The sequence below is a fragment of the Mesorhizobium sp. B1-1-1 genome, from assembly GCF_006442955.1.
Classification (GTDB): Bacteria; Pseudomonadota; Alphaproteobacteria; order Rhizobiales; family Rhizobiaceae; genus Mesorhizobium.
The window spans coordinates 182,747-206,037 of record NZ_VFWW01000007.1 but is presented as its reverse complement, the minus strand read 5'-3'; the positions used below and the strand labels follow the sequence as shown (position 1 = coordinate 206,037).

Annotated in this window: 22 protein-coding genes; 7 read left to right on the top strand and 15 right to left on the bottom strand. The window is 63.8% G+C overall.

Annotation, left to right across the window (positions count from 1 at the left end; genetic code table 11):
- Window positions 1-93: 93 nt before the first annotated feature.
- The 6 genes from FJ986_RS16340 to FJ986_RS16315 all read right to left on the bottom strand — a co-directional run bounded on the left by FJ986_RS16340 (window position 94) and on the right by FJ986_RS16315 (window position 7,868).
- Complete coding sequence (locus FJ986_RS16340; protein WP_140520848.1) at window positions 94-1,278, bottom strand: mandelate racemase/muconate lactonizing enzyme family protein; 1,185 nt, start codon at window positions 1,276-1,278, stop codon at window positions 94-96.
- Complete coding sequence (locus FJ986_RS16335; protein WP_140520847.1) at window positions 1,275-2,381, bottom strand: mandelate racemase/muconate lactonizing enzyme family protein; 1,107 nt, start codon at window positions 2,379-2,381, stop codon at window positions 1,275-1,277. Before FJ986_RS16335 ends, FJ986_RS16340 begins: the two co-directional genes overlap by 4 nt.
- Before the next feature lie 29 nt (window positions 2,382-2,410).
- Window positions 2,411-3,103, bottom strand: coding sequence for a GntR family transcriptional regulator (locus FJ986_RS16330; RefSeq protein WP_140675050.1), 693 nt, complete (start codon window positions 3,101-3,103; stop codon window positions 2,411-2,413).
- A 176-nt stretch (window positions 3,104-3,279) separates the two neighbouring features.
- Window positions 3,280-4,434 carry an efflux RND transporter periplasmic adaptor subunit gene (locus tag FJ986_RS16325; protein WP_140675047.1) on the bottom strand — a complete coding sequence of 385 codons (1,155 nt, stop codon included), beginning with the start codon at window positions 4,432-4,434 and terminating at the stop codon, window positions 3,280-3,282.
- Between the two features lie 15 nt (window positions 4,435-4,449).
- The gene (locus tag FJ986_RS16320; RefSeq protein WP_140675205.1) at window positions 4,450-7,626 is read right to left on the bottom strand and encodes a multidrug efflux RND transporter permease subunit; all 3,177 of its coding nucleotides are present in this window, start codon (window positions 7,624-7,626) and stop codon (window positions 4,450-4,452) included.
- Window positions 7,620-7,868, bottom strand: a complete 249-nt coding sequence (locus FJ986_RS16315) for a hypothetical protein (RefSeq protein WP_140497921.1) — start codon at window positions 7,866-7,868, stop codon at window positions 7,620-7,622. Before FJ986_RS16315 ends, FJ986_RS16320 begins: the two co-directional genes overlap by 7 nt.
- A gap of 245 nt (window positions 7,869-8,113) precedes the next feature.
- Here FJ986_RS16315 and FJ986_RS16310 point away from each other — a divergent pair, with 245 nt between their 5' ends.
- The gene (locus FJ986_RS16310) at window positions 8,114-8,707 is read left to right on the top strand and encodes a TetR/AcrR family transcriptional regulator (protein WP_140497923.1); all 594 of its coding nucleotides are present in this window, start codon (window positions 8,114-8,116) and stop codon (window positions 8,705-8,707) included.
- Window positions 8,708-9,039: 332 nt separating this feature from the next.
- Here FJ986_RS16310 and FJ986_RS16300 read toward each other — a convergent pair whose 3' ends face one another.
- From FJ986_RS16300 to FJ986_RS16280, 5 genes are all read right to left on the bottom strand, one after another.
- Window positions 9,040-10,062: a LacI family DNA-binding transcriptional regulator gene (locus FJ986_RS16300; RefSeq protein WP_140514733.1), complete on the bottom strand. Its 1,023-nt coding sequence runs from the start codon at window positions 10,060-10,062 to the stop codon at window positions 9,040-9,042.
- Between the two features lie 116 nt (window positions 10,063-10,178).
- Window positions 10,179-10,970, bottom strand: a complete 792-nt coding sequence (locus FJ986_RS16295; RefSeq protein WP_140497927.1) for an ATP-binding cassette domain-containing protein — start codon at window positions 10,968-10,970, stop codon at window positions 10,179-10,181.
- Window positions 10,971-10,973: 3 nt separating this feature from the next.
- Entirely contained in the window at window positions 10,974-11,960 is a 987-nt protein-coding gene (locus FJ986_RS16290; protein WP_140497929.1) for an ABC transporter permease, read from the bottom strand.
- A 119-nt stretch (window positions 11,961-12,079) separates the two neighbouring features.
- Complete coding sequence (locus tag FJ986_RS16285; RefSeq protein ID WP_140497931.1) at window positions 12,080-13,015, bottom strand: substrate-binding domain-containing protein; 936 nt, start codon at window positions 13,013-13,015, stop codon at window positions 12,080-12,082.
- A 271-nt stretch (window positions 13,016-13,286) separates the two neighbouring features.
- Window positions 13,287-14,444 carry a fumarylacetoacetate hydrolase family protein gene (locus FJ986_RS16280; RefSeq protein ID WP_140520842.1) on the bottom strand — a complete coding sequence of 386 codons (1,158 nt, stop codon included), beginning with the start codon at window positions 14,442-14,444 and terminating at the stop codon, window positions 13,287-13,289.
- Between the two features lie 274 nt (window positions 14,445-14,718).
- Between FJ986_RS16280 and FJ986_RS16275 the strand changes: the two genes are divergently transcribed.
- The 3 genes from FJ986_RS16275 to FJ986_RS16265 all read left to right on the top strand — a co-directional run bounded on the left by FJ986_RS16275 (window position 14,719) and on the right by FJ986_RS16265 (window position 16,407).
- On the top strand, window positions 14,719-15,351 hold the full coding sequence (locus FJ986_RS16275; protein WP_140514736.1) for a 2'-5' RNA ligase family protein: 633 nt from the start codon (window positions 14,719-14,721) through the stop codon (window positions 15,349-15,351).
- A gap of 131 nt (window positions 15,352-15,482) precedes the next feature.
- The gene (locus FJ986_RS16270) at window positions 15,483-15,836 is read left to right on the top strand and encodes a nuclear transport factor 2 family protein (RefSeq protein ID WP_140497937.1); all 354 of its coding nucleotides are present in this window, start codon (window positions 15,483-15,485) and stop codon (window positions 15,834-15,836) included.
- 217 nt (window positions 15,837-16,053) lie between these two features.
- The gene (locus FJ986_RS16265; protein ID WP_140675045.1) at window positions 16,054-16,407 is read left to right on the top strand and encodes an ArsC family reductase; all 354 of its coding nucleotides are present in this window, start codon (window positions 16,054-16,056) and stop codon (window positions 16,405-16,407) included.
- Between the two features lie 186 nt (window positions 16,408-16,593).
- Here the strand turns inward: FJ986_RS16265 and FJ986_RS16260 are convergent, their stop codons facing one another.
- Genes FJ986_RS16260 through FJ986_RS16250 form a run of 3 tightly spaced genes read right to left on the bottom strand, consistent with a single transcriptional unit; the run spans window position 16,594 to window position 19,216 of the window.
- On the bottom strand, window positions 16,594-16,947 hold the full coding sequence (locus FJ986_RS16260) for a DUF488 domain-containing protein (protein WP_140514740.1): 354 nt from the start codon (window positions 16,945-16,947) through the stop codon (window positions 16,594-16,596).
- Window positions 16,948-16,970: 23 nt separating this feature from the next.
- On the bottom strand, window positions 16,971-18,227 hold the full coding sequence (locus FJ986_RS16255; RefSeq protein ID WP_140514741.1) for an aminopeptidase: 1,257 nt from the start codon (window positions 18,225-18,227) through the stop codon (window positions 16,971-16,973).
- On the bottom strand, window positions 18,224-19,216 hold the full coding sequence (locus FJ986_RS16250; RefSeq protein WP_140675042.1) for a LysR substrate-binding domain-containing protein: 993 nt from the start codon (window positions 19,214-19,216) through the stop codon (window positions 18,224-18,226). Before FJ986_RS16250 ends, FJ986_RS16255 begins: the two co-directional genes overlap by 4 nt.
- A 93-nt stretch (window positions 19,217-19,309) precedes the next feature.
- Here FJ986_RS16250 and FJ986_RS16245 point away from each other — a divergent pair, with 93 nt between their 5' ends.
- The 3 genes from FJ986_RS16245 to sbmA all read left to right on the top strand — a co-directional run bounded on the left by FJ986_RS16245 (window position 19,310) and on the right by sbmA (window position 22,122).
- The gene (locus tag FJ986_RS16245) at window positions 19,310-19,510 is read left to right on the top strand and encodes a hypothetical protein (RefSeq protein WP_140520836.1); all 201 of its coding nucleotides are present in this window, start codon (window positions 19,310-19,312) and stop codon (window positions 19,508-19,510) included.
- A gap of 76 nt (window positions 19,511-19,586) precedes the next feature.
- Entirely contained in the window at window positions 19,587-20,747 is a 1,161-nt protein-coding gene (locus FJ986_RS16240; protein WP_140514745.1) for a YbfB/YjiJ family MFS transporter, read from the top strand.
- 115 nt (window positions 20,748-20,862) lie between these two features.
- Window positions 20,863-22,122: a peptide antibiotic transporter SbmA gene (sbmA, locus tag FJ986_RS16235; RefSeq protein WP_140675039.1), complete on the top strand. Its 1,260-nt coding sequence runs from the start codon at window positions 20,863-20,865 to the stop codon at window positions 22,120-22,122.
- Window positions 22,123-22,158: 36 nt separating this feature from the next.
- Here sbmA and FJ986_RS16230 read toward each other — a convergent pair whose 3' ends face one another.
- Complete coding sequence (locus FJ986_RS16230; RefSeq protein ID WP_140675202.1) at window positions 22,159-23,172, bottom strand: polysaccharide deacetylase; 1,014 nt, start codon at window positions 23,170-23,172, stop codon at window positions 22,159-22,161.
- Between the last annotated feature and the right edge of the window lie 119 nt (window positions 23,173-23,291).

The window sequence follows — 23,291 nt, the reverse complement described above, 5'->3', positions numbered from 1 at the left end:
TTCTGGGCTGCACTGCTTCCTCTAGTCCGTGGCCACCCTTTCCGACCGGGATCGCGGCGGCTGGCTTCTGCTGTTGTGGCCGGCCGCCCTCATCTAGTTCAGCGGCAAACGACGGTAAGTTCCGGGCTTTGCCGGATCGTGATATTTGTTGCAGGGCCCGTTCTCGGCGAAGTCGCGATGGCAGGCAGCGAGCCGTTCTCGCGACAATGTGATGCCGAGACCGGGCCCCTCCGGCACAGGCACGACATTATTCCTCGGGCAAAACGGTCCTTCCTCGGTGATGTCGGTCGGTTGCATGCGAAACAGCGACTGGTTCGGTTCCCGTATCCAGCCGAGCGCCGCGCACAGATGCAGGTAGGCGGCGCTGCCGATGCCGCTGTCGCCGCTGTAGCACCAGAAATCGATGCCGGCGTGCTCGCAGGCGCCGACGAAGCGCAGCATGCGGCCGATGCCGCCATGCGCGGTTGGATTGCCGACGAAGGCGTCGGGCACCTTGAGGTCCATGGCGCGGGCGATGTCGATGTTGTGGGTCGAGAACGGGATCGAGCAATGGCGCCTGAGTTCGCGCATCTCCTCGATCGTCGCCACTGGATCCTCCCAATTGCGCACGCTAAGCTCTTCCAGCGGCCGCGTCAGTCGCCGGGCGGTGCTGAGCGAATAGGCCTGGTTGGAATCGATGCGGATCATTGCATCGTCGCCGAGCTTCCTGCGGATCAATTCGATCATCTTCAGCGAGATTTTTGGATCCTGCGTCGAGAACTTCCCTTCGAAGAAGGTCGTTCCGTGGGTCTCATGAAGCTCGACGCAGTAGTCGGCGACTTCCTCCGGCGTCGTCTCGCCTTTCACCCTTGGCCCGTCGCCGCGCAGCGAAAAGTAATCGGTGAACGGGATCTCCTTGCGCACGGCGCCGCCGAGCAGTTGGTAGAGCGGCTGGTTCCACACCTTGCCGCGCAGGTCCCAGAGCGCCATCTCGATCGCGCCGAAGGCCATGATGCGGGTGCGGTCGTTGATCGACTGCACGCCGGTCCAGTAGGGCAGGCAGACATGCTCGGCGCCGGCGATGTCGAAGGCGTCGCGGCCCACGAGCCGGGGTGCCAGGATGTCGTTGATGATCGCGGCTGCTGCCGGCATCGGTGCTTCGCCGAGGCCGATCAGGCCATCTTCGGTCTCCACTTCGACAATGGTCGGCGAGAAGCCGTCGAGTTCACCGAACACCCAGGCATAAGGCGCCTCGAGCCTGAGGTTGATCGGCGTCGCGTTGATGCCGCGGATTTTCACCGGCCGACCTCGAAGAAGGGCTTGCCGAGCAGATCCGGGACGACGTCGATGCCGAGGCCCGGACCATCCGGAACGCCCATGCGGCTGCCGGTGACCGGCGGCTTGTTCGACGCCGTGCGCACCGTCACCCATTCGTGGAAGGCGATGGCGTGCAGGCGGCGCTCCTGCGGCGTCGACAGCGACAGATGCGCCATGGCCGCCGTGTCGATCTCGGCGCCGCCGGTATCCTCGACGGTGATCATGAAGCCGAGGTCGACGGCGACATCGCGGATCAGCCGGGTCCTGCCGACGCCGCCGAGCCGCGAGATCTTCAGCGTCAGCCCGTCGGCCGCGCCCCGGCGATGAATTTCCAGCATGTCCTCCAGCGAGGTGACGGATTCGTCGAGCACCATCGGCTTGTCGAGCATGCGGCGCACCGACATGTTTTCCTCGATCGTCGTGCAGGGTTGCTCGAATGTGTAATCGATCGAGCGCGTCGCATCAGCGAACTGGCGCGCCTGGTAGTGCGTCCAGCCGGCATTGGCATCGCAGAAGATGACAGTGTCTTTCGGCACTGAGGCGGCGACCGCCGTGACGCGTTCGATGTCGTCGCGAACGTTGCCGCCGACCTTGACCTGCAGCCGGTGGAAGCCGTCCTGGACGATGCGCTTCGCAAGTGCGGCCATGGCATCGACGCTGCCATGGGTGACGACCTTGTAGAGCTCGGCCGTATCGCTCTCCTTGCCGCCCAGCATCGTCACCAGCGGCACGTCGGCGGCGCGCGCGGCGAGATCCCAGCAGGCCATGTCGAGCGCCGACTTGATGTAGGGATGCCCTTTGAACACGATGTCCATCAGCCGGCCGATGCCGGCGAGGCCGCGCGGGTCGTGGCCGATGAGGTGCGGGGCGATCTCCATAACGCCGGCACGGGCGCCCGCAGGGAAGGCGGCCGAATAGAAATTACCGAGCGGCGCCATCTCGCCCCAACCGGTGATGCCATCGTCCGAGGTGATGGCGACGATCACCGCGTCGAAGGCGTCGGCGACGCGTCCCTTGGACATACGGTAGGGGCCGTCCACGAAGGGCTGCACGACATGGTAGGCTTTGATGGTTGCGATCTGCACGTTGATGTCCGTTGTCCGCTGGGGAAGGATCAGGCGCCTTTCGACGGGCGCCGTTCGAGAGCGCGCGCGTAGGCAAGAAGCTCTTGGAAATCTTGGTCGATATGTTGACGGGCGTGGCGCTGCGCAGCACGCATGTCGTTGCCCTTGAGCAGCCGCACGTAGGTCTCGTGAACGTCCTCGGCGGGCACGGCTTCGTTGCGTGCCTGCTGGTGCAGGGCGAAATACATCTGCAACCGGCTGGTCAGTCGCTGCCATGTTTCCAAAAGAACGGAATTGTCGGCCCATTCGTGAATCAGGCCATGCAGTTGCAGCGCGGTTTCCATCTGCCTTGTGGTGTCGCGGTCGCGCGTCGCCTGCTTCACCGCCTCATGGCGCCGGTCGAGCTCATCGAAAAAGCGCTGGTCGCGCAGCTCCCATGTCCGCTCGATGGCGAATTCGTCGAGCACCTTGTTGAGCGAGTAGACATCGTCGATGTCCTTGGCGGTGACATCGATGACGAAGGTGCCGGCATAGGGGATGCTGGTCAGGATACCTTCCTGCACCAGCTCGCGCATCGCTTCGCGCAAAGGCGCGCGGCTGACGCGCATCTGTTCGGAAATCCTGAGCTCGTTGAGCTTTTGGCCCGGCTCCAACTGGCCGGTCAGGATTGCCCGTCGCAGCAGCGCCACGATCTCCGCGCGTCGTGTCGTATCCGCGATTGGACTGAAATCCGCCTTTGCCATCCCGGCCACTCCCGACGAAACAAGGGCAAGACAAGCAGATTGTCGACAATCTAACAAGAGCTTTTGCGGCTTTTTTCACATCGCCGGTACTGGCCGGGCGGAGCTGCTCGCAAAAGCGGCGCCCGCGACCTGTGGGAAGGCCGGGGCGCCGCGCTGAAACCGGGCCTGCGGGGGAGTCAGGTGGCCGGTTTCTGTGGCAGTGGCGAAACCGGCATTCCAGGGCCGATCTTCTGCAGATTGCCTGTTATCACCTGGTCGCCTTCCGCGACTCCGCTCAGGATGGCGACCAGGTCGCCGCTGGTCGGCCCGGTCGAAACCAGCCGCTGGTCGACCGTGTTGCCCTTGCCGACGACGTAGAGATATTTGCCGAGCTGGCTCGAACCCAGTGCGACCTGCGGCACCATCAGCGCATCGGGCTGCTGTTTGACGTGCAGCCGGACGCGAACATATTGGCCAGGCAGCAGCGCGAACTTGGCGTTGCCGATGGTGGCGCGCGCGGTGATGGTGCCGGTCGAATGGTCGATCGTGTTGTCGATGAAGGTGAGTTCGCCCTTCTGATGGGCTTCGGTCTCGCCCGGGAGCAGCACCTCGACCTCGATCGGGCGGGCGGCGCGAGCTTCCTCGATCTGCGCCAGATCGCTCTCGCTCGGATTGAAGGTTACATAGATCGGGTCGAGCTGCACCAGCGTGTTGAGCACCGTGCCGGCGACGCTGACCAGCGTGCCGATCGAGGCCTGGTTACGGCCGATGCGGCCTGCGAAGGGAGCGCGAATCTCCGAATAGCTCAAATTGAGCTCGGCCGAGCGGACCGCCGCCTGGTTGAGCGCCAGCGACGCCTGCGCCTCGCGCAAGGTGCTGGTGCGCTGGTCGAAGCTGTCCTTGGCCAGATAGCCGCTCTTGGCGAGCTCGGTGCCGCGGCCGAGATTGGAGCGGGCATAGTCGAGCGTCGCTGTATCACGCTGCACCTGCGCCTTCGCCTGGTCGAGCGCCGCCTGGAAGTCCTGCGGCGCGATCTTGTAGAGGAGGTCGCCCTTCCTGACGTCGGCGCCGTCTTCGGCGGCCTGCTCTTCCAGGTAGCCCGGCACTCTGGCCTGCAGCGTGACGCTGCGGATCGGTTCGGTGCGGGCGGCATAGTCGAGATAGATCGGGATCGTCTTCTTCACCACGCTGGTCACCGGCACCGGCATGACGAATGCCGCGGGAGCGGGCGTTGCCGCTCCGGCCGTGCCGGCATTGAGGCTGAGGCTGCCCATATCGAGCAGGTGAACGCTCGCCACCGAGATTGCACCCAGCGCGACAGCGGCGCCCAAAGCGATTTTCCATTTACGCATGTTCAGTCTCCAATCTTATTCGGCCGCTTGCGCCATGGGCGGCAAGGCGGGTTCGGCAGTTGGTTCGGAATGCAGGGAAGCGGGCTCGTCGCCGCCGCGCCGTTCGCGCAGTTGTTCGATGACCGCATAGAAGACCGGCACGAACACCAGCGACAGGATGGTCGCCGCCACCATGCCGCCGAAGACGGTGGTGCCGATCGATTGACGGCTGGCAGCACCGGCGCCGGTCGCGAACATCAGCGGCAGCACGCCCAGGATGAAGGCGAAGGCCGTCATCAGGATCGGCCGCAGCCTCAGCCGTGCCGCTTCCATCGCCGCTTCGACGATGCTGAGGCCTTCTTCGCGCCGTCGCCGGGCGAACTCGACGATCAGGATGGCGTTCTTCGCCGCCAGGCCGATCAGCATGACGAAGCCGATCTGCGAGTAGACGTCGATCTGCATGCCGCGCACCCACAGCACCACGAACGCGCCGAACAAGGCGAGCGGCACTGCCAGCAGCACCATGAACGGCATCGCCCAGCTCTCATATTGCGCCGCCAGGATCAGGAAGACGAAGACGATGGCGAGGCCGAAGACGACCGACGCAATCGATCCCGCCTTGAGCTCCTGGAAGGTGATGCCGGTCCATTCGAAGCCGAAATCCCTTGGTAGAGCCGTGGCGGCGGCCCGCTCCATGGCGGCGACCGCCTGGCCCGACGAATAGCCGGGCGCGGCGCCGCCATTGATCGAGGCCGAGGCGTTGTTGTTGTAGTGCGGCACCGTTTCCGGGCCGACGAACGGCACCAGCTTGCCCAGCGTGCTGAGCGGCACCATGCCGCCGGAGGCATTGCGCACATAGAGCCGCGAAATGTCGGCCGCACCCGCGCGTGCATCCTTGTCGGCCTGGATGGTCACCCGGAAGGTGCGGCCGAACAGGTTGAAGTCGTTGACGTAGAGCGAGCCGAGATAGATCTGCAGCGTGTTGAAGACGTCAGGCAGGTTAAGCCCGAGCAGCTTCGCCTTGGCGCGGTCGAGGTCGTAGTTGAACTGCGGCGTCGAGGTCGAGAACGGGGAGAAAAGCTGCTGCGGGTTGATTTCCGGCTGCTTGCGCGCCTCGGCGATCACGGCTTGCGTTGCGTCGTTGAGCGCGGTGCTGCCGCGGCCGGTAAGGTCCTCGACGACGAATTCGAAGCCGCCCGTGGTGCCGATACCCGGGATCGAGGGCGGATCGAAGGAGAGCGCGAACGCCTCCGGGATCTGCATCAGCTTGCCGCGCACGTCGGCGACGAGCTTGGAGGCGCTCTGGTCGGGGCCACGCTCTTCCCACGGCTTTAGGATGGCGAATTCGACCGCGGAATTCGACTGCGCGGCACTGGTCAGGAAGTTCAGGCCGCTGATCGAGCCGACGATGTCGACGCCGGGCGTCGATTGCAGGATGTCGCGCGCCTTCTGCGCCACCGCGTCGGTGCGTTCCAGCGAAGCGCCGTCGGGCAACTGGATGACGACGAAGAAATAGCCCTGGTCCTCGACCGGAAGGAAGGTCGAGGGAAGCTTCGCCCAGACGAAATAGGTGGCGACCAGCCCGGCCGCGAACAGGCCGAGCATGATCCAGCGCAAACGGATGAGGATGCGCACGCCATTGGCATAGGCATGCGACAGCCTGTCGAAGCCCGTATTGAACCAGCGGAACAGCACGAATTGCGTGCCTTGGCGATGGCGCAGGAAGGCGGCGCTCAGCGCCGGGCTCAGCGTCAGCGAATTGAAGGCGGAAATGCCGACCGAGATCGCCACCGTCAGCGCGAACTGGTTGTAGAGCCGTCCCGAAACGCCGGGGATGAAGGCGACCGGCACGAAGACGGCCATCAGCACGGCTGTGGTGGCGATGATCGGACCGGTGACCTCGGCCATGGCGGCCTTGGTAGCCGCCAACGGTTTCAGCCCGGCCTCGAGCTGTCGTTCGACATTCTCGACCACCACGATGGCGTCGTCGACGACAAGGCCGATCGCCAGCACCATGCCGAGCAGGGAGAGCATGTTGAGCGAGAAGCCCATCATCTCCATGACGACGAGCGTCGCTACCAGCGACACCGGGATGGCGATCGTCGGAATGATTGTGGTGCGCCAGCTTTGCAGGAAGATGAAAACCACGGCGACGACGAGGACCAGAGCCTCGCCGAGCGTGATCAGCACGTCATGCATGGAGGCCGAGACGAAGCGCGTCGTGTCGTAGTGCATGGCATAGCTGACGCCCTTGGGGAAGCGGGCGGACAGCTCCTGCATCTTGTCCTTGACGCGCTGCTGCAGATCGAGCGCGTTGGAGCCGGGCATCTGATAGACGGCGAGCACCACGGTCGGGTCCTTGCCGAAAAAGGCCGACGACGAATATTGCAGGGCGCCGAGCTCGATGCGGGCGACGTCGCGCAGCCGCACCAGCGAGCGGGTGGTGGTGTTGGCGCGCACGACGATGTCGCCGAACTCCTTGGGATCGCTCAACCGGCCGACGGCATTGACCTGCATCTCGAAAGCGGTGCCGGCAGGCGCCGGAGACTGGCCGATCTTGCCGGCGGCCACCTGGACGTTCTGCTCGGCAATGGCGTTCTGGACGTCGACGGCGGTGATGCCGAGATTGGCGAGCTTGTCCGGATCGAGCCAGACGCGCATCGAATAGCGCCGCTCGCCGAAGATCTGCACGTCACCGACACCGGGCAGCCGCTTCAGCGGGTCGACCACTTGCAGATAGGCAAGGTTCGACAGTGCCACCGGATCGACGGAACCGTCGGGCGAGGTGAGGTTGACGATGAGGACAAAGTTCGGATTCTGCTTCTTGATCGTCACGCCGCCCTGATTGACGATCGCCGGCAGCGACGAGGCAGCCTGCGAGACGCGGTTCTGGACGTCGACGGCGGCGGTGCTCAGGGAATAGCCGACATCGAAGGTGATGGTGATCGTCGAGGAGCCGTCGTTGGAGCTGGTCGACGACATGTAGGTCATGCCTTGCACGCCGTTGATCTGCTGCTCCAGCGGCGTCGTCACCGTGTCGGCGACCACCTGCGCGCTGGCTCCCGGATAGTGGGCGCTGACCACGACCTGCGGCGGTGTGATGTCGGGAAACTGCGAGACGGGCAGCAGGAAATAACAAATCGTCCCGGCGAGCACCATGATGATGGCGATCGCCGAGGCGAAGATCGGGCGGTGAATGAAGAAGTTTACCACGACACGCACGCCTCTCCGGCTGCTCTTGCCCTGCCGAACGCAGTGGCAACCCTGGACAGCCTCTGGCCGCGTCCGAACTCTTCCGACGAACGGAGCAACGGCACCTCGCCGCGCTGCGAACCGGCAAGCGTGCGCAGCATTGTTTCGAAAGCGCGCGGATCGACCCCGTCGGCTTTCATGACCAGCCGGATCATCGGATCCCGGACGGCTTCATCTATGGTAAGATCGCGGCGCTGTGGCATTGGCCGGCTCCTTGTCTGTCGATTCGCAGCCCATGCTCGCGAACCGTTTTTCATCTCTTCACCGGCCGGAGCCGCATGAAATGCAATTTTTCGCCCGCCCCGATCTGGCCGGACCAGATCACGGTCTTGTTATTGACGGCGGACGCCATAGGTGTTACCAGTAAGTAACATTCTGGAAGTTACAGACCGGTAACACCCTAGTCAAGAGGTGGCCGAGGGATTTTTGGAAACGAAGGAGATCAATGATGACAGACGGCGTCGTGGAGCGTCCTCGTCCCCGGGATCGGATCCTGGAGACGGCGCGCGACATGTTCCACAAGCACGGCATCAAGGGCGTCGGCGTCGACGCCATCACCGAGGCTGCCGGCACGAACAAGATGACGCTCTACCGTCATTTCGAATCCAAGGACGATCTGATCATCGAATGCCTGCGCGCCACCGCATCAAAGGCCGGCGCGATGTGGGACGCATTCGAAGCCGAGCACCCGGGCGACAAGCTCGCGCAACTGCATGCCTGGGTTCGCAAGGCGGCCGAGATGCTTACGGCCGATTGCCGCGGCTGCGACATGGCCAACGCCGCGGTTGAGCTGACTGAACCCGACCATCCGGCCAGGCGCGTGATCAAGGAACTCAAGGAAGCCCAGCGCGAGCGCCTGGTGGCGCTCTGCCGGGGCGCCGGCATCGGCCAGGCCGAACTTCTGGCCGATACGCTTTCGCTGCTGTGCGAAGGCGCGCGCGTGAGCGTGCAGACCGTTGGCACCGAAGGTCCCAGCGCGCAATTGGTGCGCATGGCGGAAGGGTTGATCCAGTCCTTCAGGGGCGGAGCCGCCGCGGGCTGATCCATCGGCAAGGCTCATTGGCGCCGGACAGCGCGTGCGCTTCCGGTTTGCCGTGGCTTTGATGTTGCGTGGATTCCCTGCCGTTCCCGGAAATGTCCGGCATGCAATAAAAAAGCCCGCTGCCGGGAGGAGGTGGCAGCGGGCTCGATTTCGAATGTGGTGCGGGAGGAGGTGCACCCCACTCAGCGCCGGCATCGCATCTGGGAGGAGTAGATGGCCGACAACCAAAAGCTATGAGTTGCCCAATGATTCGGCAATCGTGAATCGTGCATAGCAGCTGTGCAGATTCGCCGTATCGCTCGCGACGTGATCGGAAGGCCTCGCGGCCCGCGTCACTGCACCGGGACGTTTTCCCGGAAGATCAGCCGCGGCTCGATGAATTTCCGCGTCAGGTAGGGCGCCGATGATGCGATCGAGCCAAGCAGGCGGATGACCGATTGCTCGGCGATCAGCCTGGCATTCTGGTCGATGACGACGTCGGCGAGATCGTCGACGAGATAGCCGCGCGTTTCCCTCGTCAGGTCGTGACAGATGAATACCGGCTTGCGGTTGGGCCTGGCCTCCCGGATGGCCTTGGCAACGCCGGAGCGTCCGGCTCCAATGCAATAGATGCCGAGCAGTTCCGGCTCGTTGCGCAGCGCCTTCATGGTTTCGGCATAGCTGGCACCGGTCTCGTCGTTGATCTCGACGGCGCTGCTGACGCTCAGGTTGGGGAACTCCTCGCCGAGCACGGAGCGGAAACCCATCTCACGTTCCTCATGGCCGCGATAGGAGCGCGAGCCGACCACCATCGCCAACTGGCCCTCGCGGTCGGCGAGGAAGCGCCCCATCAGGAGTGCGGCGGTCCGTCCCGCCACCCGGTTGTCTATGCCGACATAGGCCGAGCGTGGTGCGGCCGGAATATCGGACACCAGCGTCACCAGGCGAATGCCGGCCTCGACGATGTCGCGCAGGATGTTGCGCGTCCTGGGATGATCGACGGCGATGACGCCGACGCCGTTGGCTTTCAGCGACAGGTTTTCGACGGCGGTCTGCAAAGCGTTCGGCGAGATTCCGGCGAGGTTGTGGATCCGGCACGAGGCAACGAGCGGCAGGCGCGAGGCATAATCCTCGATATGCCTGGCCAAATCCTGCATGAAGGCGTTGCTGCCGATCGGCAGGAAGAATTCCAGATTGGCCGGCCGCGAGGGGAGCGTTACCTGATCGGCGACCGGCAGATAGCCGAGCTGCTTGGCGGCCTCCATGACGCGCTGCCGGTTGGCCGCGCTGACCCCCTTCCGGTTGTTGAGCACCCTGTCGACCGTCGCCGTCGACAGTTCGCAGTTCCTGGCGATGTCAGAGACGGTGGCTTTCATGCCGCAACCCTATTGCCGATGCGATGGCACGCCAGACGGGCGATTTGAGCGGCGCCGATCGCGCCCATCGCCCGGATGCCCATTCTGCTGTTTCGCCAGGGATGTTGCGCTCGTCCTCAATGCGACCCCTTGCCATCGGCGATGGCGTCGCGGATCTCCTTGTCCGACATGCCGGTGATGACGCGTTCAACCTCCGCCACGCTGGTCGTCTTGGGGTCGATGTCCCCGGCCACCACCTTGCCGCGCCGCATGACGACGATGCGGTCCACCACCTGGAAGACATGGTGGATGTTGTGCGCGATGAAGATGCAGGAATGGCCGGAATCGCGCGCGCTGCGCACGAAGCTCAGCACGCCCTGGGTTTCGGCGACGCCGAGATTGTTGGTCGGTTCGTCGAGGATGATGAGATCGCTGTCGAAATGCATGGCGCGCGCTATCGCCACCGCCTGGCGCTCGCCGCCGGAGAGCGAGCCGATCGGCGTCGTCGGCGGAATGTTCTTGGAAATGCCGACCTGCTTGAGTAGGTCGCGGGCGACCGTGTTCATCGCCTCCTGGTCCATGCGGTTGAGGAAGCGCGGCGGCTTGATCGGCTCGCGCCCGAGGAACAGATTGCGGGCGATCGACAGCTGCGTGACCAGCGCCGAGTCCTGGTAGATGGTCTCTATGCCGTTGGCGATGGCGTCGCTGGTGTTGCGCAGGTTCACCTTCTTGCCGCGGATGAAGATGTCGCCGCTGGTCAGCGGCACCGCGCCCGACAGCACTTTGATCAGCGTCGACTTGCCGGCGCCATTGTCGCCGAGCAGGCCGACGATCTCGCGCTCGTTGACATGGAAATTGGCGTCCACCAGCGCCTGCACGCGCCCGTAGGACTTGCGGATGTTCTGCATGCGGATCAGTGGCTCGGCCATGGTTCACGTCCCTGCCTGATGCCGGCGTTCCAGCCATGAATGAAGCGCCATCATGCCAAGGATGATCGCGCCGATGAAGATGTTGTAGGCAAGGCCGGGCACGCCGATCAGCACGATGCCGTTGCGCATGACGCGCAGGATAAGGATGCCGAGCACGGTGCCGATGATGGTGCCGCGCCCGCCCGTCAGCGCCGTGCCGCCGATCACCACCATGGCGATGACCTCGAGTTCGTAGCCGGTGCCGCTGTTGGGGTTGGCCGCCGAGGTGCGCAGCGAGGAGATGACGCCGGCAAGCGAGGCCATGACCGAGGACAGCACGAACAGGCCGATCTTGACGCGGCTGACATTGACGCCGCGCGCCCTCGCAGCGTTCGGGTTGCCGCCGGCGGCCTGGATCCAGTTGCCGGTGCGGCTTTGCGTCAGCACATAGCCCAGCGCGATGGCCGCGGCGATGAACCAGAACAGCGACATGTAGATGCGGAACGGGCCGATGAAGAAATCGCCGACCAGCGCCTCCGCCAGCCAACTGCCCTCGGCGCTCCAGGTGCGCTGCGGAAAGCCGTCGGTGACGAACAGCGCGGTGCCGCGCACCACCAGGAGCATGCCGAGCGTGACCAGAAAGGACGGGATCTTGAGCTGCGTGACGAACCAGCCATTGACTAGGCCGATGAAGGCGGCGACCAGCAGCGCGAGGACGAAGCCCATCTCCAGCGAGGTGAGGCCGCTGTTGAACAGCGTCCACATCAGCACCGGCGAGAAGCCGAACAGCGAGCCGACGGAAAGGTCGAATTCGCCCGACGTCATCAGCAACGTCATCGCCAGCGCGATCAGCCCGAGCTCGACCGTGAAGGCCAACGTGTTGGAGATGTTCTGGGGTGACAGGAAGTCGTGGTTGAAACCCCAGAAGACGGCGATCTCGACGACGAGCAGCACGAAGGGGCCGAATTCCGGCCGCGCGATCAGGCCTTGGACAAGCGAACGATTTTCCACGTGTAACCCGCGACTGGTTGGAATGGGCCGGACCATCGGGCCGCATCAAACGGCTCGATACCAGGCGAAAGGGCGGGACGCCGCACGCCCGGTGGACGCGCGGCGCTGGAGATCAGGGGCTATTTGCCGGACAGGATCTTGTCGTAGATCTCGGCGGTGTCTTTCTCATAGAGCGCGCCGGTGATGACGTTGAAGCCCGGGGGAATGCCGCTTGCGGCCATGTTGGCGAGCGACAGCGCGACATAGCTGGTCGCCTGCGGGTCCTGCCACTGGCCGGCATTGACGTAGCCGTTCAGCACTTCCTGGGTGGTGTCGAGCGAGTTGCCCCAGCCGACGACGGGGATTTCGCCGGGCTTGACGCCGACCTGGTCGAACACGCGTTTGATCGAGCCGGTGACGAGGTCGCCAAGGCCGATGATCGCCTTCACCTTGGCCTTGTTAGCGGTGAGATAGTCGACCATGCGGTTGATCACCTCGGCCTGGTCGAGCGTCGCCTCGGTCACCTCATAGGTGATGCCGAGCGGCTCGAACACGCTCTTGATGCCTTCCTCTTCCTGCACGCCATAGGTGGCGCCGGGAATCTCGACAGGCATCCAGACGAAGTCGCCCTTCTTCACCAGGCCCTTGTCGACCAGATACTGCGCCCAGTGCTTGCCGAAGGTGACATTGTCGCCGCCGACATAGGCGTTGAAATTGGCCTTGGGATCGGGCGTGTTGAAATTGATGATCGGAATGTTGGCCGCGCGGGCTTCCTTGACGATCTCGACAAGGCTGCCCGGATCGGGGCTGGTGGTGGTGATGCCGTCGGCCTTGGCCGAGATCGCGGCCCGCACCGCCTCCTGCTGCGAGGCGACGTCGCCATTGTGGAACGAGGTGTTGACGGTATTGCCGGTGTCCTTGGCCCATTGCTTGGCGCCGGCAAGGAAGTAGGTCCAGACCGGATCGGCCGGGCCGCCATGTGAAATCCAGTAGAACGTCTTGGCCTGCGCCGCCGCCGGAATGACCGTCAGCGCGACCAGCAGGCCGTATAGAACCACTCTTAGCCGTGTCAGCATTTGATTTCCTCCCGTTTGAAACTGATCAGTTCGAAACCGCCCTCTTGATCGGGCAAGACCGCGTCCTCCCCGCCAACGCCGTGTTGGATGATCAGAGCATCCTCTTTTTCGACAAATGGCAAGCCTCCGCCTGTCAGTCGTAGTCGGCGCCTGACGGGGCGCCATCAGCGGTCCCATCAGATTGCATCAGTTCGGATGATTTTCGCGGCAGGCGATACCGGCCTCGAGGGTCGCCGGAGCGATGATTGACCGCCCTCGGGCGAACCCAGAGCTAGAGGAGGCCGGCCCTGGCAAGATCGCGCATCAGATGGCTGGCGCCGTAGGTCCAGTGCGGGCAGTCCGGCGACAGTCGCACCCGGTTGACCAGCGCGCCGAATTTCTCCGACGAGATGGTGACGATGTCGCCGACCTTATGGGTGAAACCCTTGCCCTTCTCGCCGCGGTCCTTCGAAGGCACGAACATGGTGCCGAGATAGAGCGCCAGGCCGTCCGGGTACTGGTGATGCGGGCCCATGGCAGCCGCTACGAGCTCTTCGGGAGAGCGGCTGATCTCGGCCATCGAGCTCGCGCCCTCCAGCGAGAACCCGTCCTCACCTTCCACTTTCAGCCGGACCACGGCCCGCTTTACGTCGTCGATGGAGAACGTGCCGTCGAACAGGCGGATGAAGGGGCCGAGCGAGGCGGAGGCGTTGTTGTCCTTGGCCTTGCCGAGCAGCAGCGCGGAGCGCCCTTCGACATCGCGCAGATTTACGTCGTTGCCGATGGTGGCGCCGACGATCCTGCCGCTTGAGGCGGCGATCATGGCGATCTCCGGCTCCGGATTGTTCCAGGTCGAGACGGGATGCAGGCCGACATCGGCGCCGAAGCCGACCGAGGCCATCGGCTGGCATTTGGTGAAGATCTCGGCGTCGGGGCCGATGCCCACTTCCAGATATTGCGACCAGGCGCCGCGTGCGATGAGCTTGGCCTTGATCTCCATCGCTTCCGGCGAACCGGGCTTGAGCTTGGACAGATCGTGGCCGATCAGCCCGGCAATGTCGGCGCGGATGGCGTCGGCCTTTTCCGCCGAACCGCGCGCCTGTTCCTCGATGACGCGTTCCAAAAGGCTGACGACGAAGGTGACGCCCGAGGCCTTGATCGCCTGCAGGTCGACGGGGGAGATGAGATAGGGCCTTGCCGGATCACGCGTGGCTTCGAAACTGTTGGCCGCGATGCCGTCGAGCGAGCCGATCGGCTTGCCCTTGGCCGAGCGCACATAACCGGCCGGATCGGCCATCTCGCAGATATCGCGCACGGTCGGCGCCGTGCTCGACGTGATGTCGAAGACGGTGCCATCACGCACCGTGACCACCAGGGGATGCGAGGCGTCGCTGCTTCTGGCGCGCCCGACAAAAAGGCCTTCGGCGGGCAGATGCATCGGGTTTGTCATGCGTACGGTCCTCTGATCATTAAAAATGCGGCTCGCTGGTTCGGCGCGGCACTTTCACCGGATTCCTGTCAAAGGTCTATCCCGTTTGTGGTGAGCCAGGCGCCATATCTGCCGGCGTCGTCGGCGATTGGCGTACCGCAAGGAAGCACTCCTTCAGGGGTTGGATGCATGCGGCGGTGCGGGAGCCCCAACGCCTGCGTCATTTTTCGGCTTGCGGTTGTTCTCGTTTTGTTCTAATATGCCCAACCTGAGTCAATTGGCGGACGAGATCAGTATGAGTGGGCAACCCGCATTCGGAACCGCGAAGAACGGCCAGGCCTTTTTCCGATGGGAACAGGCCGGGAAGCATTTCCACCGGCTGTTCTTTGCCATCCTCGTCGGCAGCGCGATTGCTGGTCGTCTCGCGCGAAAGGCCATTGCCTTGAACCGTGAGTTCGGATTGCAAGGCTGGCTGGTTCCGGAAAATCACATCCACATCTCGCTTGTCGGGCTCGGCGACCATGAGGAGTACCCGCAGGAGCTGGCAGAGGCCGCCTGTCATATCGGATCGATGATCGTTGCGAAGCCCTTCGAGGTCTCGTTCGATCGCCTGTCGGCTTTTGGCGGTGGTGCACTGGTCCTGCGCGGCAGCGATGGCAATCCGCCGCTGCAGAAGTTCTGGCGTGACCTCACGGCGGTGATCTCGGACAGCCCGCTAAAACCCTTTCTCACCAGGTCCATCGAACCGCATGTTACATTGCTTCGTGATGAAGTGGGCGTTCCCAGCATTCGCGAGCGGTCGATCGATCCGATCGGCTGGACTGTCCGGGATTTTGTGCTGATCCACAGTCTCATTGGGAAGGGCGCCTACAAGCAACCCGGACGTTGGCGGCTGACCGGCCAGGACGATGCACTGCCCGCCATGTGAGAGCCTGGAATCGTCCTCGCATAGTCCGCGCGGTCCATCATCCTGACATGGCATGTCAGCTACCAGACGGCACGACGATGGCAGGCCGCCAACCTTTCCCTATTTGCAATGCGTCTGAACAGGAGGAACACATGACCAACACGGAAATTGCCAAGGATTTCACGGAGCTTCTCAAGCGCGGTGACTACGAAAGTGCTGCCGAGAAATACAACGCCGACGACATCGTCAGCTATGAGGCCATGGAGGGGCCGATGGCCGTCTGCCGCGGCAAGGACGCCGTCAAGCAGAAAGGCCAGTGGTGGCAGGAAAACAACGAAGTCCATGGCGGCTCGGTCGAGGGCCCTTATGTCAACGGCGACCAGTTCGCCGTGCGCTTTACATTTGACATAACGCCCAAGGCCACGGGCCAGCGTGTCACCATGGACGAGGTTGGCCTGTACACGGTCAAGAACGGCAAGATTGCCGAAGAGCGCTTCTATTATTGAGACGGGTTTTCGGCTGTCGGCACATTTCGCCGCATCCTGAGCGGCCAGGATCATGTCCTGGCCGCTATCCGACCTGATGCACATCGTCGTCACGGATCGGCGACCGCGCGCCCGCCATTGAAGAAACTTACTCTTCGATGGTTCTGCCGGGCCGCTGGCAAAGCGCGCCGGGGCTGCTTAATCTGCGGCCAGATTCGAAGTCCGGAAGGCACCTGTTTTGACGATCACCATGTACGGCATCACCACCTGCGACACGATCAGGAAGGCCCGCGTCTGGCTGGATGGCCACGACGTGCCTTACCGGTTCCACGACTATCGGGCCGAAGGCATCGAGGCGGGCAGGCTGGATGGCTGGGTCCGCAAGGTCGGCTGGGAAAAGCTGCTCAATAAGGGCAGCACCACGTTCCGCGAGTTGCCGGACAAGGATAAGCAGGGCCTGGATGAAAGGAAGGCCCAGGCACTGATGCTGGCCAAGCCGACGATGATCAAACGGCCTGTGCTCGAGGTTGGCGACCGCATCCTGGTCGGGTTCAAGCCGGATGTTTATGAGGCGGCGGTGGTCGGGAAGTAGGGCGCGGTACACTCTCAATTCGTCATCCTAGGGCGGAGCAAGGAGCGAAGCGACGCGGCGCAGACCCTAGGATCCATGCCGTTACTTTTGGGCGTCGCAGCCGTGCTGATTCTGCTCCGTTGCATTTCCGGACGGACGTCACGGCATGGATCCTCGGGTCAAGCCCGAGGATGACTAAGGGACAGGTCACTGTCCTCTCAGATACCCCGCCAGTGCCACGGCATTGTTGTGCGCCTCGTCATGGGCGCCGTAGAGCAGCGTCACCTTGCCGTCGCGGAGCAGGGCGCGCAGTTGCGCCACGGCCTCGCCATTGCCTTCCAGTTCGGCACGATACCGCTTCTGGAACTCGGCCCATCGTTCGGGCTCGTGCCCGAACCACTTGCGCAAGTCGGTGCTCGGCGCGATGTCCTTCAGCCATAGCGCCAGCGCGGCATGCTCCTTGCTGACGCCACGTGGCCAGACTCGATCGACCAGGACCCGCTGCCCGTCATCGAACGAGGGTGGTTCATACACCCGCTTGACCGCGATCTCGAAGGCCATCCGCTCTCCTTCGTGCGCTCCCGTCAGGCCCACTCGCCCTTGCGCATGACCGGCACGCGACTGCCGTCCCTGCCGACGCCGTCGATGTCGATCTTGTCCGAGCCGATCATCCAGTCGATGTGGATGAAGCTCTTGTTGCCGCCGCGCTCCGCGATCTCGGCCTGGCTGAGCGAGGCGCCGTCGACGAAGCACTTCGAATAGCACTGGCCGAGCGCGATGTGGCAGGCGGCGTTTTCGTCGAACAGCGTGTTGAAGAACAACAGGCCGCTCGCCGAGATCGGCGAGGAATGCGGCACCAGCGCCACTTCGCCAAGCCGGCGTGCGCCCTCGTCGGTGTCCAGCACTTTCTTCAGCACGTCCTCGCCCTTCGAAGCCTTCGCCTCGACGATCCTGCCGCCCTCGAAACGCACCGAGATCTCGTCGATCAGCGTGCCCTGGTAGGAGAGCGGCTTGGTCGATGAAACATGGCCTTCAACCCGCCGCGCATGCGGCGTGGTGAAGACCTCCTCGGTCGGGATGTTGGGATTGCAGGTGACGCCGTTCTTGGCGGTGGAGGCGCCGCCCATCCACTCATGGCCGTCGGCCAGCCCGACCGTCAGGTCGGTGCCCGGCCCGGTGAAATGAAGCGCATGGAAAGCATGGCCGTTGAGCCATTCGGTGCGGCTGCGAAGGGCGGCATTGTGCGCCTTCCAGTTGCCGATCGGATCTTCCACGTCCACCCGCGAGGCGGCAAAGATGGCGTCGGCGAGCTTGGCCACCGCAACGTCGTCGGCATCATCGGGGAAGACCTGCTTGGCCCAGGCGAGATCGGGATAGGCGACGATGTTCCAGTTGATGTCGAAGCCGGTGATCTTTTCCAGCGCCGGCTGGTAGGCCATCGAATTGGCCTTGTTGGCGCGCGCCACGTTCGCCGGGTCCTGCGCCGACAGGAGCGAGGGATCTTCGCCGCGCACGGCAAGTCGCGCCGCATTGTTGGAGAAGGCTTTGGCCATGCCTTCGTAAAGCCAGCCTGCGGCACGGTCGAAGCCGGCGTCGGCGCCATAACGAAAGCGCGCCAGCGTGATCTCGTCATCGTTGAAGATCGGCGTCACCAGCCCCGCGCCGGCCTTGTAGGCATGCTCGACGATGCGCCGGGTCAGCGGCAGCGCGGCGATGGAGGAGGTCAGCACCAGGTCCTGCCCGGGCTGCAATTGCAGCCCCACCTTGATGGCGACTTCGGCCAGCCTGTCGAGCTTCACCGGGTCGATCGTTGCGGAAACGCCGCGCGAATGTGTGGTCATGATCCTGCCTGCCGTAGTTTGATGTCGGACTCTACATAGACCGGCGCCACGGTGCTTTCCACCGTGATCGCATCGGTCGTGCCCGTCTTCGCGGAGCCGAACCGCGCCATCGTCGCCTCGATCTCTTCCCTGATCCAGAGCTTGAAATCCCGGACCTTGCAGCTTTCGGCCTTGGCGGCGGAGGTCACCAGCCAATAACCAAGCCCGCTCTGGGCGCGGATCCCGAACGGCGCGACGAGCCGCCCGTCGGCCAGCGCGTCGGCGGCGAGCAACTGCCAGCCCAGCATCACGCCATGGCCGGCAATCGCCGATTCCAGGCAAAGCATCGGATCGGTGAAGCGCGCGCCCTTCAGGAAGGTGACGGGTTCGACACCGGCGGCGTCGAACCAGCTTTCCCAGTTGATCATCGCCCGTTCGTCGGTGATCGCGCAGGTCTGGGCAAGGTCTTCGATCGATTTCAGTTTCTTCGCTATCGAGGGCGCGCAGACCGGGAACACCTCTTGTGCCAAAAGCAACTCCGCCTTGCCGCCCGGCCATGTGCCGTCGCCAAGCCGGATGGCGATATCGATATCGGAATGGTCGAGGTCGGCCAGCCGCACCGAGGCGTCGATGCGCAACAGCACGTTGGGATGCCGGGTGAAGTGATGCGACAGCCGCGGCAGCAGCCATTTCGAGGCGAATGCCGGCGCCACGGAAACCACCAGCGTGCATTGTCGCGCCTCGTCGGCCAGCGCCACGGCCTGGGTGAGCTCGCGGAAACCCGCGCCGAGGCGCATCGCGAACATGGCGCCGAATTCCGTCAGGACCAGCCCCTTGGTCGTTCGCTCGAACACGGCCTGGCCGAGCTGCTGCTCCACGCGCTTTATCTGCTGGCTGACGGCGCTGGCCGAAACGTTGAGTTCGCCGGCGGCCGCGGCGAGCGAGCCGAGACGGGCGACGGTCTCCACGGCGCGAAGGCCGTTGAGGTGGACGCGGTTGAGCATGGCCATTGAGTTTTTCTAAACCAGCGGGGCTGAAATCTCAATTGAAAGTGATGCCGAAAGCGCAGACTTTATTCACGGGACAGGCCTGCGGAGGCTGACATGTTGAGGCTGTTATCGTCGCTCAAGATAGTATTCCCTGTGCACGAGCCGCCAGACGGCTGCGAAATGGTCGCCTGGCTGGCCGATCCGCTTGCGCATCCCGTGCTCGACGCCATGTCGGAGCGTGAGCTCGGCGACATGCCGTTCCGGCTGACGGCGCGACGCACCGCCCACGAGACGGCGCAAGCGGGCTGCCGCTGATTGGTGCTGACGGTCCGGCGCCTGGCCCAACGCAAGCGCGTTGTGTCGCCGGTCTTCGCACTTATTGTGCACCGCGATGACATCCGCCACCTCAACAGCGCTGCGGTTCGCTTTCGCCGGCATGATCGCCATGGCTGTCGCCATGGGCATTGGTCGTTTCGTCTATACGCCGATCCTGCCCGGCATGATGGAAGAACTCCATCTGTCGGCGGCCGATGCGGGCTGGATCGCGTCAGCCAATTATCTCGGCTACCTCGCCGGCGCCTTCGCCGCGGCGGGCGGCTGGGCGCATGGACGCGAGCGCCTGCTGATGCTGGCCGGCCTCGGCGCCAGCGCCTTGCTTGCCGCGCTGATGGGCTTGTCGGATACGATCGCCGCCTTTCTCGTCATCCGCTTTCTTGCAGGCCTGGCCAGCGCCTTTGTCATGGTGTTCCTGGCCAGCATTGTTTTCAGCCATCTTGCCGCGGCCGGCCGCAGCGATCTGCAGGCGTGGCATTTCGGCGGCGTCGGCCTCGGCATCGCCCTGTCCTCGGTGCTGATGGCGGCCCTGGTCAGCGAACATGCCGGCTGGGCGGCGGGCTGGCTGTGGTCGGCGGCGATCTCGGCTTGTGGCTTCGTCGTCGTGGCGCTGTTGGTGGACAGCGGTCCGCTGGCCAGCGGCGATACCGGCCGCGAGCCGGCGCTGCCAAAAGACCGCTCGCTGACCAAGGTGATCGTCGCTTACGGCTTGTTCGGCTTCGGTTATGTGGTGACGGCGACCTTCCTGGTCGCCATTGTCCGGCAAGGCGGCGGCGGACGCGTGTTCGAGGCGGTGGTCTGGATGGTCACCGGTCTTGCCGGCTTTCCCTCGGTCTGGCTCTGGCAGAAGATATCGGCGCGGATCGGCCTATACGCGACCTATGCGCTGGGATGTTTCGTCGAGGTCGTCGGCATTGTCGCGAGCGTGGCGGTAGGCGGGCGCACCGGGCCGCTGCTCGGCGGCCTGCTCGTTGGCGGCACGTTCATCGCCATCACCGCGCTTGGCCTGCAGACCGCGCGGCAACTGGCGCCACAGGCCCCCCGGCGGACCTTCGCCTTGATGACGGCTTCGTTCGGTCTTGGCCAGATCATCGGCCCGATTGCCGCCGGGCTCCTGGCGCAGGCGTCGGGCGATTTCTTCCTTGCCTCGATCGCCGCCGCGGCCGTTCTGGTCGCCTCCGGCGTCATCATATGGTCGGCCGCGCCAAAATCGCCATGATTGTGGGTTTGCTCGGTGCCGGGCATCGGGCATGGGCATTTTCTTTCCCCCTAATGTGTGACTTTATGCCCGCTGAACTCAGCTGATTTGCGCAAAAATCGAGGAATTCGCCACAGTGTTCGTATCCTTCTTCCCGCAGCCGAAGCTGTTTTTCTCTTCGGCCGCTATCTGGAGCCTTGCGGCGATCCTGTTCTGGTTTTTCGGGGGTGAGCAACTGGGCGCCGTCTTCGGCCTGCCGCCGGCAGCAGCCGGTGCACCGCCCATTATCGGCATCGCCGTCCTCGTCTCGAAGCCGTTTCTCTGGTTCTACATCTACTTCGCGTTTTGCGTGGTCGCTTTCTATGCGTTCTGGAGCTGGTATTCGCCGCATCCGTGGCAGCGCTGGTCGATCCTGATGACTGCGGTCATCCTGTTCTTCATCTATTTCAATGTGCAGGTCAGCGTCGCCGTCAACGCCTGGTACGGCCCCTTCTTCGACTATGTGCAGGGGCTGATGTCGGGCACCGGAAAATCGACCAACGCCGAATTCTACATAGGGCTGGCCGATTTCTCGTGGCTTGCGCTGGTCGGCATGAACGTGCAGGTGGTCAACGCCTTCATCGTCAGCCACTGGATTTTCCGCTGGCGCACGGCGATGAACAACTACTTCGTCGAGAACTGGGGCAGGCTGCGCCACATCGAGGGCGCCTCGCAACGTATCCAGGAGGACACGATGCGGTTTTCCCAGATCATGGAAGATCTGGGTTCCAGCTTCGTCCAGTCGATCATGACGCTGATTGCCTTCCTGCCGGTCATGATCCAGTTGCAGGCCCATATAACCGAGTTGCCGATCATCGGCGCGATCCCCCAGCCATTGGTGGTCGCGGCACTGGCCTGGTGTCTGTTCGGAACGATTTCGGTCATGATCGCCGGCATGAAGCTTCCAGGGCTGCAGTTCCGCAACCAGCGCGTGGAGGCGGCCTACCGCAAGGAGCTCGTTTACGGCGAGGATCATGCCGACCGGGCCCAGCCCGCCACCACCGCCGCGCTGTTCGCCAATGTTCGCCACAATTATTTCCGGCTGTATTTCCACTACATTTATTTCAATGTCGTCCGGTACACCTACCTGCAGGCCGACAATATTTTCTCGCTGCTGATCCTCGGGCCGTCGCTGGTCGCCCACAAGATAACGTTCGGCGCGCTGAACCAGATTTCGAATGCATTCGGCAAGGTGACGGGTTCTTTGCAGTTCCTGCTCACCTCCTGGTCGACCATCGTCGAACTGCAATCGGTGCATAAGCGCCTGCGCGCGTTCGAGGCGACGCTGCAGGGCGAGCCGCTGCCGGAAATCGACCAGCGCTATCTGGCGCGGCAAGGCGCCGAGGATCCCGCTTAAGTCAGGAAAGACCTGGGTGCGAAACGGGTCGGCGGCTCAGCCGCCGACGGAAGCCTGCTTCTGGCCAGAACCCTGCCGCGAGATGTAATCGCGAAAACTGATGCATTCGACGTCTGATTTGACGCAGACCTCGCCGGCAAAACGCTCCAGCGCGTTCCAGTAGGCGCCGTCATTCATCAGCGCGAAATGGAAGCCGAGTTGCAGCGGAACGCGCTTGCCCCGGTATTGATCCTCGAAGGCGGCGCGGAAAGCCTGGTAGGTGCGGTCCGCGAACTCGCCTGCCTTGCTCGGCCGCTCGAAGCCGCCGGAATGCCTGACATAGAGATTGTAGTCCATGGCGATCACCGGCCGCGATTTCGGTCCTTCCGGGATCTGCGGCAGTGAAAAGCGCGCGAGGCCGGCGGTGGTCGGCGGCTGGACCGGGCCGCGCGAGACGCCGCTGGCGTCGAACCGGTAACCGGCGGCGGGCAGCGCCTCGTAGAGCGCCTTGCTCGTCGACAGATAGGGCGCGCGGAAGCCAACCACCGCATGCCGCGCGAAATCGCGCCAGCCGGTCGGCTCGGGCTCGATGCCGTTGATCGCATAGGCGTTTTCGAGGATGTGCTCGAACGAGGCGAACTCCTTCAGCCAGTCGGCCTTGCTCCAGTCCTTGCCGTCGAAATGGCCGCAGCCATGACTGGCGATGTCATGGCCTTCCGATGCCGCAAGCCCGATCTGCTCCAGCCGCTGGCTCACTTCCTGCGTCGAGGCGGCGAAGCCGATGTTGGATTTGCCCGATGTCTTGCCCGGCGCGGTGTATTGGCTGCGCGTTTCCGATGACAGCAGGAAGACACAGGAGAGGAAATAGGTGAAATGCGCTCCGGTGCGCCTCGCCAGCGCCCGGCTGCGCTTCCATTGCGAGATGTCGCGGGCGCTGTCGAAGGAGATGATGACGACCTGCTTCGGCCTTGCCGGCAAAGGCGCCCGCGAGCCGGGTGGATCGGCGAAAGCCGCACCGGCCGTGGCAAGCGAAGCGAGACAGAACGCGGCAACGCGAGACGAAAAGGATATTGGCAACAGCTACTGACCCCGGGGCGGTTTCGGCCCCGCTATAGCGCAAATGTGGCGTGGGTGCGGTGGGCTTTTCGTCCGTTTGCCCCGCGAATGGGTGTTTTTCCGGTCGAACCCCT

What these genes read in the sequence shown, in the direction of transcription:
- FJ986_RS16330 (WP_140675050.1), bottom strand. Translation starts at nt 3,103, where the DNA reads ATGGCAAAGGCGGATTTCAGTCCAATCGCGGATACGACACGACGCGCG.
- FJ986_RS16325 (WP_140675047.1), bottom strand. Translation starts at nt 4,434, where the DNA reads ATGCGTAAATGGAAAATCGCTTTGGGCGCCGCTGTCGCGCTGGGTGCA.
- FJ986_RS16315 (WP_140497921.1), bottom strand. Translation starts at nt 7,868, where the DNA reads ATGCCACAGCGCCGCGATCTTACCATAGATGAAGCCGTCCGGGATCCG.
- FJ986_RS16310 (WP_140497923.1), top strand. Translation starts at nt 8,114, where the DNA reads ATGACAGACGGCGTCGTGGAGCGTCCTCGTCCCCGGGATCGGATCCTG.
- FJ986_RS16300 (WP_140514733.1), bottom strand. Translation starts at nt 10,062, where the DNA reads ATGAAAGCCACCGTCTCTGACATCGCCAGGAACTGCGAACTGTCGACG.
- FJ986_RS16295 (WP_140497927.1), bottom strand. Translation starts at nt 10,970, where the DNA reads ATGGCCGAGCCACTGATCCGCATGCAGAACATCCGCAAGTCCTACGGG.
- FJ986_RS16285 (WP_140497931.1), bottom strand. Translation starts at nt 13,015, where the DNA reads ATGCTGACACGGCTAAGAGTGGTTCTATACGGCCTGCTGGTCGCGCTG.
- FJ986_RS16280 (WP_140520842.1), bottom strand. Translation starts at nt 14,444, where the DNA reads ATGACAAACCCGATGCATCTGCCCGCCGAAGGCCTTTTTGTCGGGCGC.
- FJ986_RS16275 (WP_140514736.1), top strand. Translation starts at nt 14,719, where the DNA reads ATGAGTGGGCAACCCGCATTCGGAACCGCGAAGAACGGCCAGGCCTTT.
- FJ986_RS16270 (WP_140497937.1), top strand. Translation starts at nt 15,483, where the DNA reads ATGACCAACACGGAAATTGCCAAGGATTTCACGGAGCTTCTCAAGCGC.
- FJ986_RS16260 (WP_140514740.1), bottom strand. Translation starts at nt 16,947, where the DNA reads ATGGCCTTCGAGATCGCGGTCAAGCGGGTGTATGAACCACCCTCGTTC.
- FJ986_RS16255 (WP_140514741.1), bottom strand. Translation starts at nt 18,227, where the DNA reads ATGACCACACATTCGCGCGGCGTTTCCGCAACGATCGACCCGGTGAAG.
- FJ986_RS16250 (WP_140675042.1), bottom strand. Translation starts at nt 19,216, where the DNA reads ATGGCCATGCTCAACCGCGTCCACCTCAACGGCCTTCGCGCCGTGGAG.
- FJ986_RS16245 (WP_140520836.1), top strand. Translation starts at nt 19,310, where the DNA reads ATGTTGAGGCTGTTATCGTCGCTCAAGATAGTATTCCCTGTGCACGAG.
- FJ986_RS16240 (WP_140514745.1), top strand. Translation starts at nt 19,587, where the DNA reads ATGACATCCGCCACCTCAACAGCGCTGCGGTTCGCTTTCGCCGGCATG.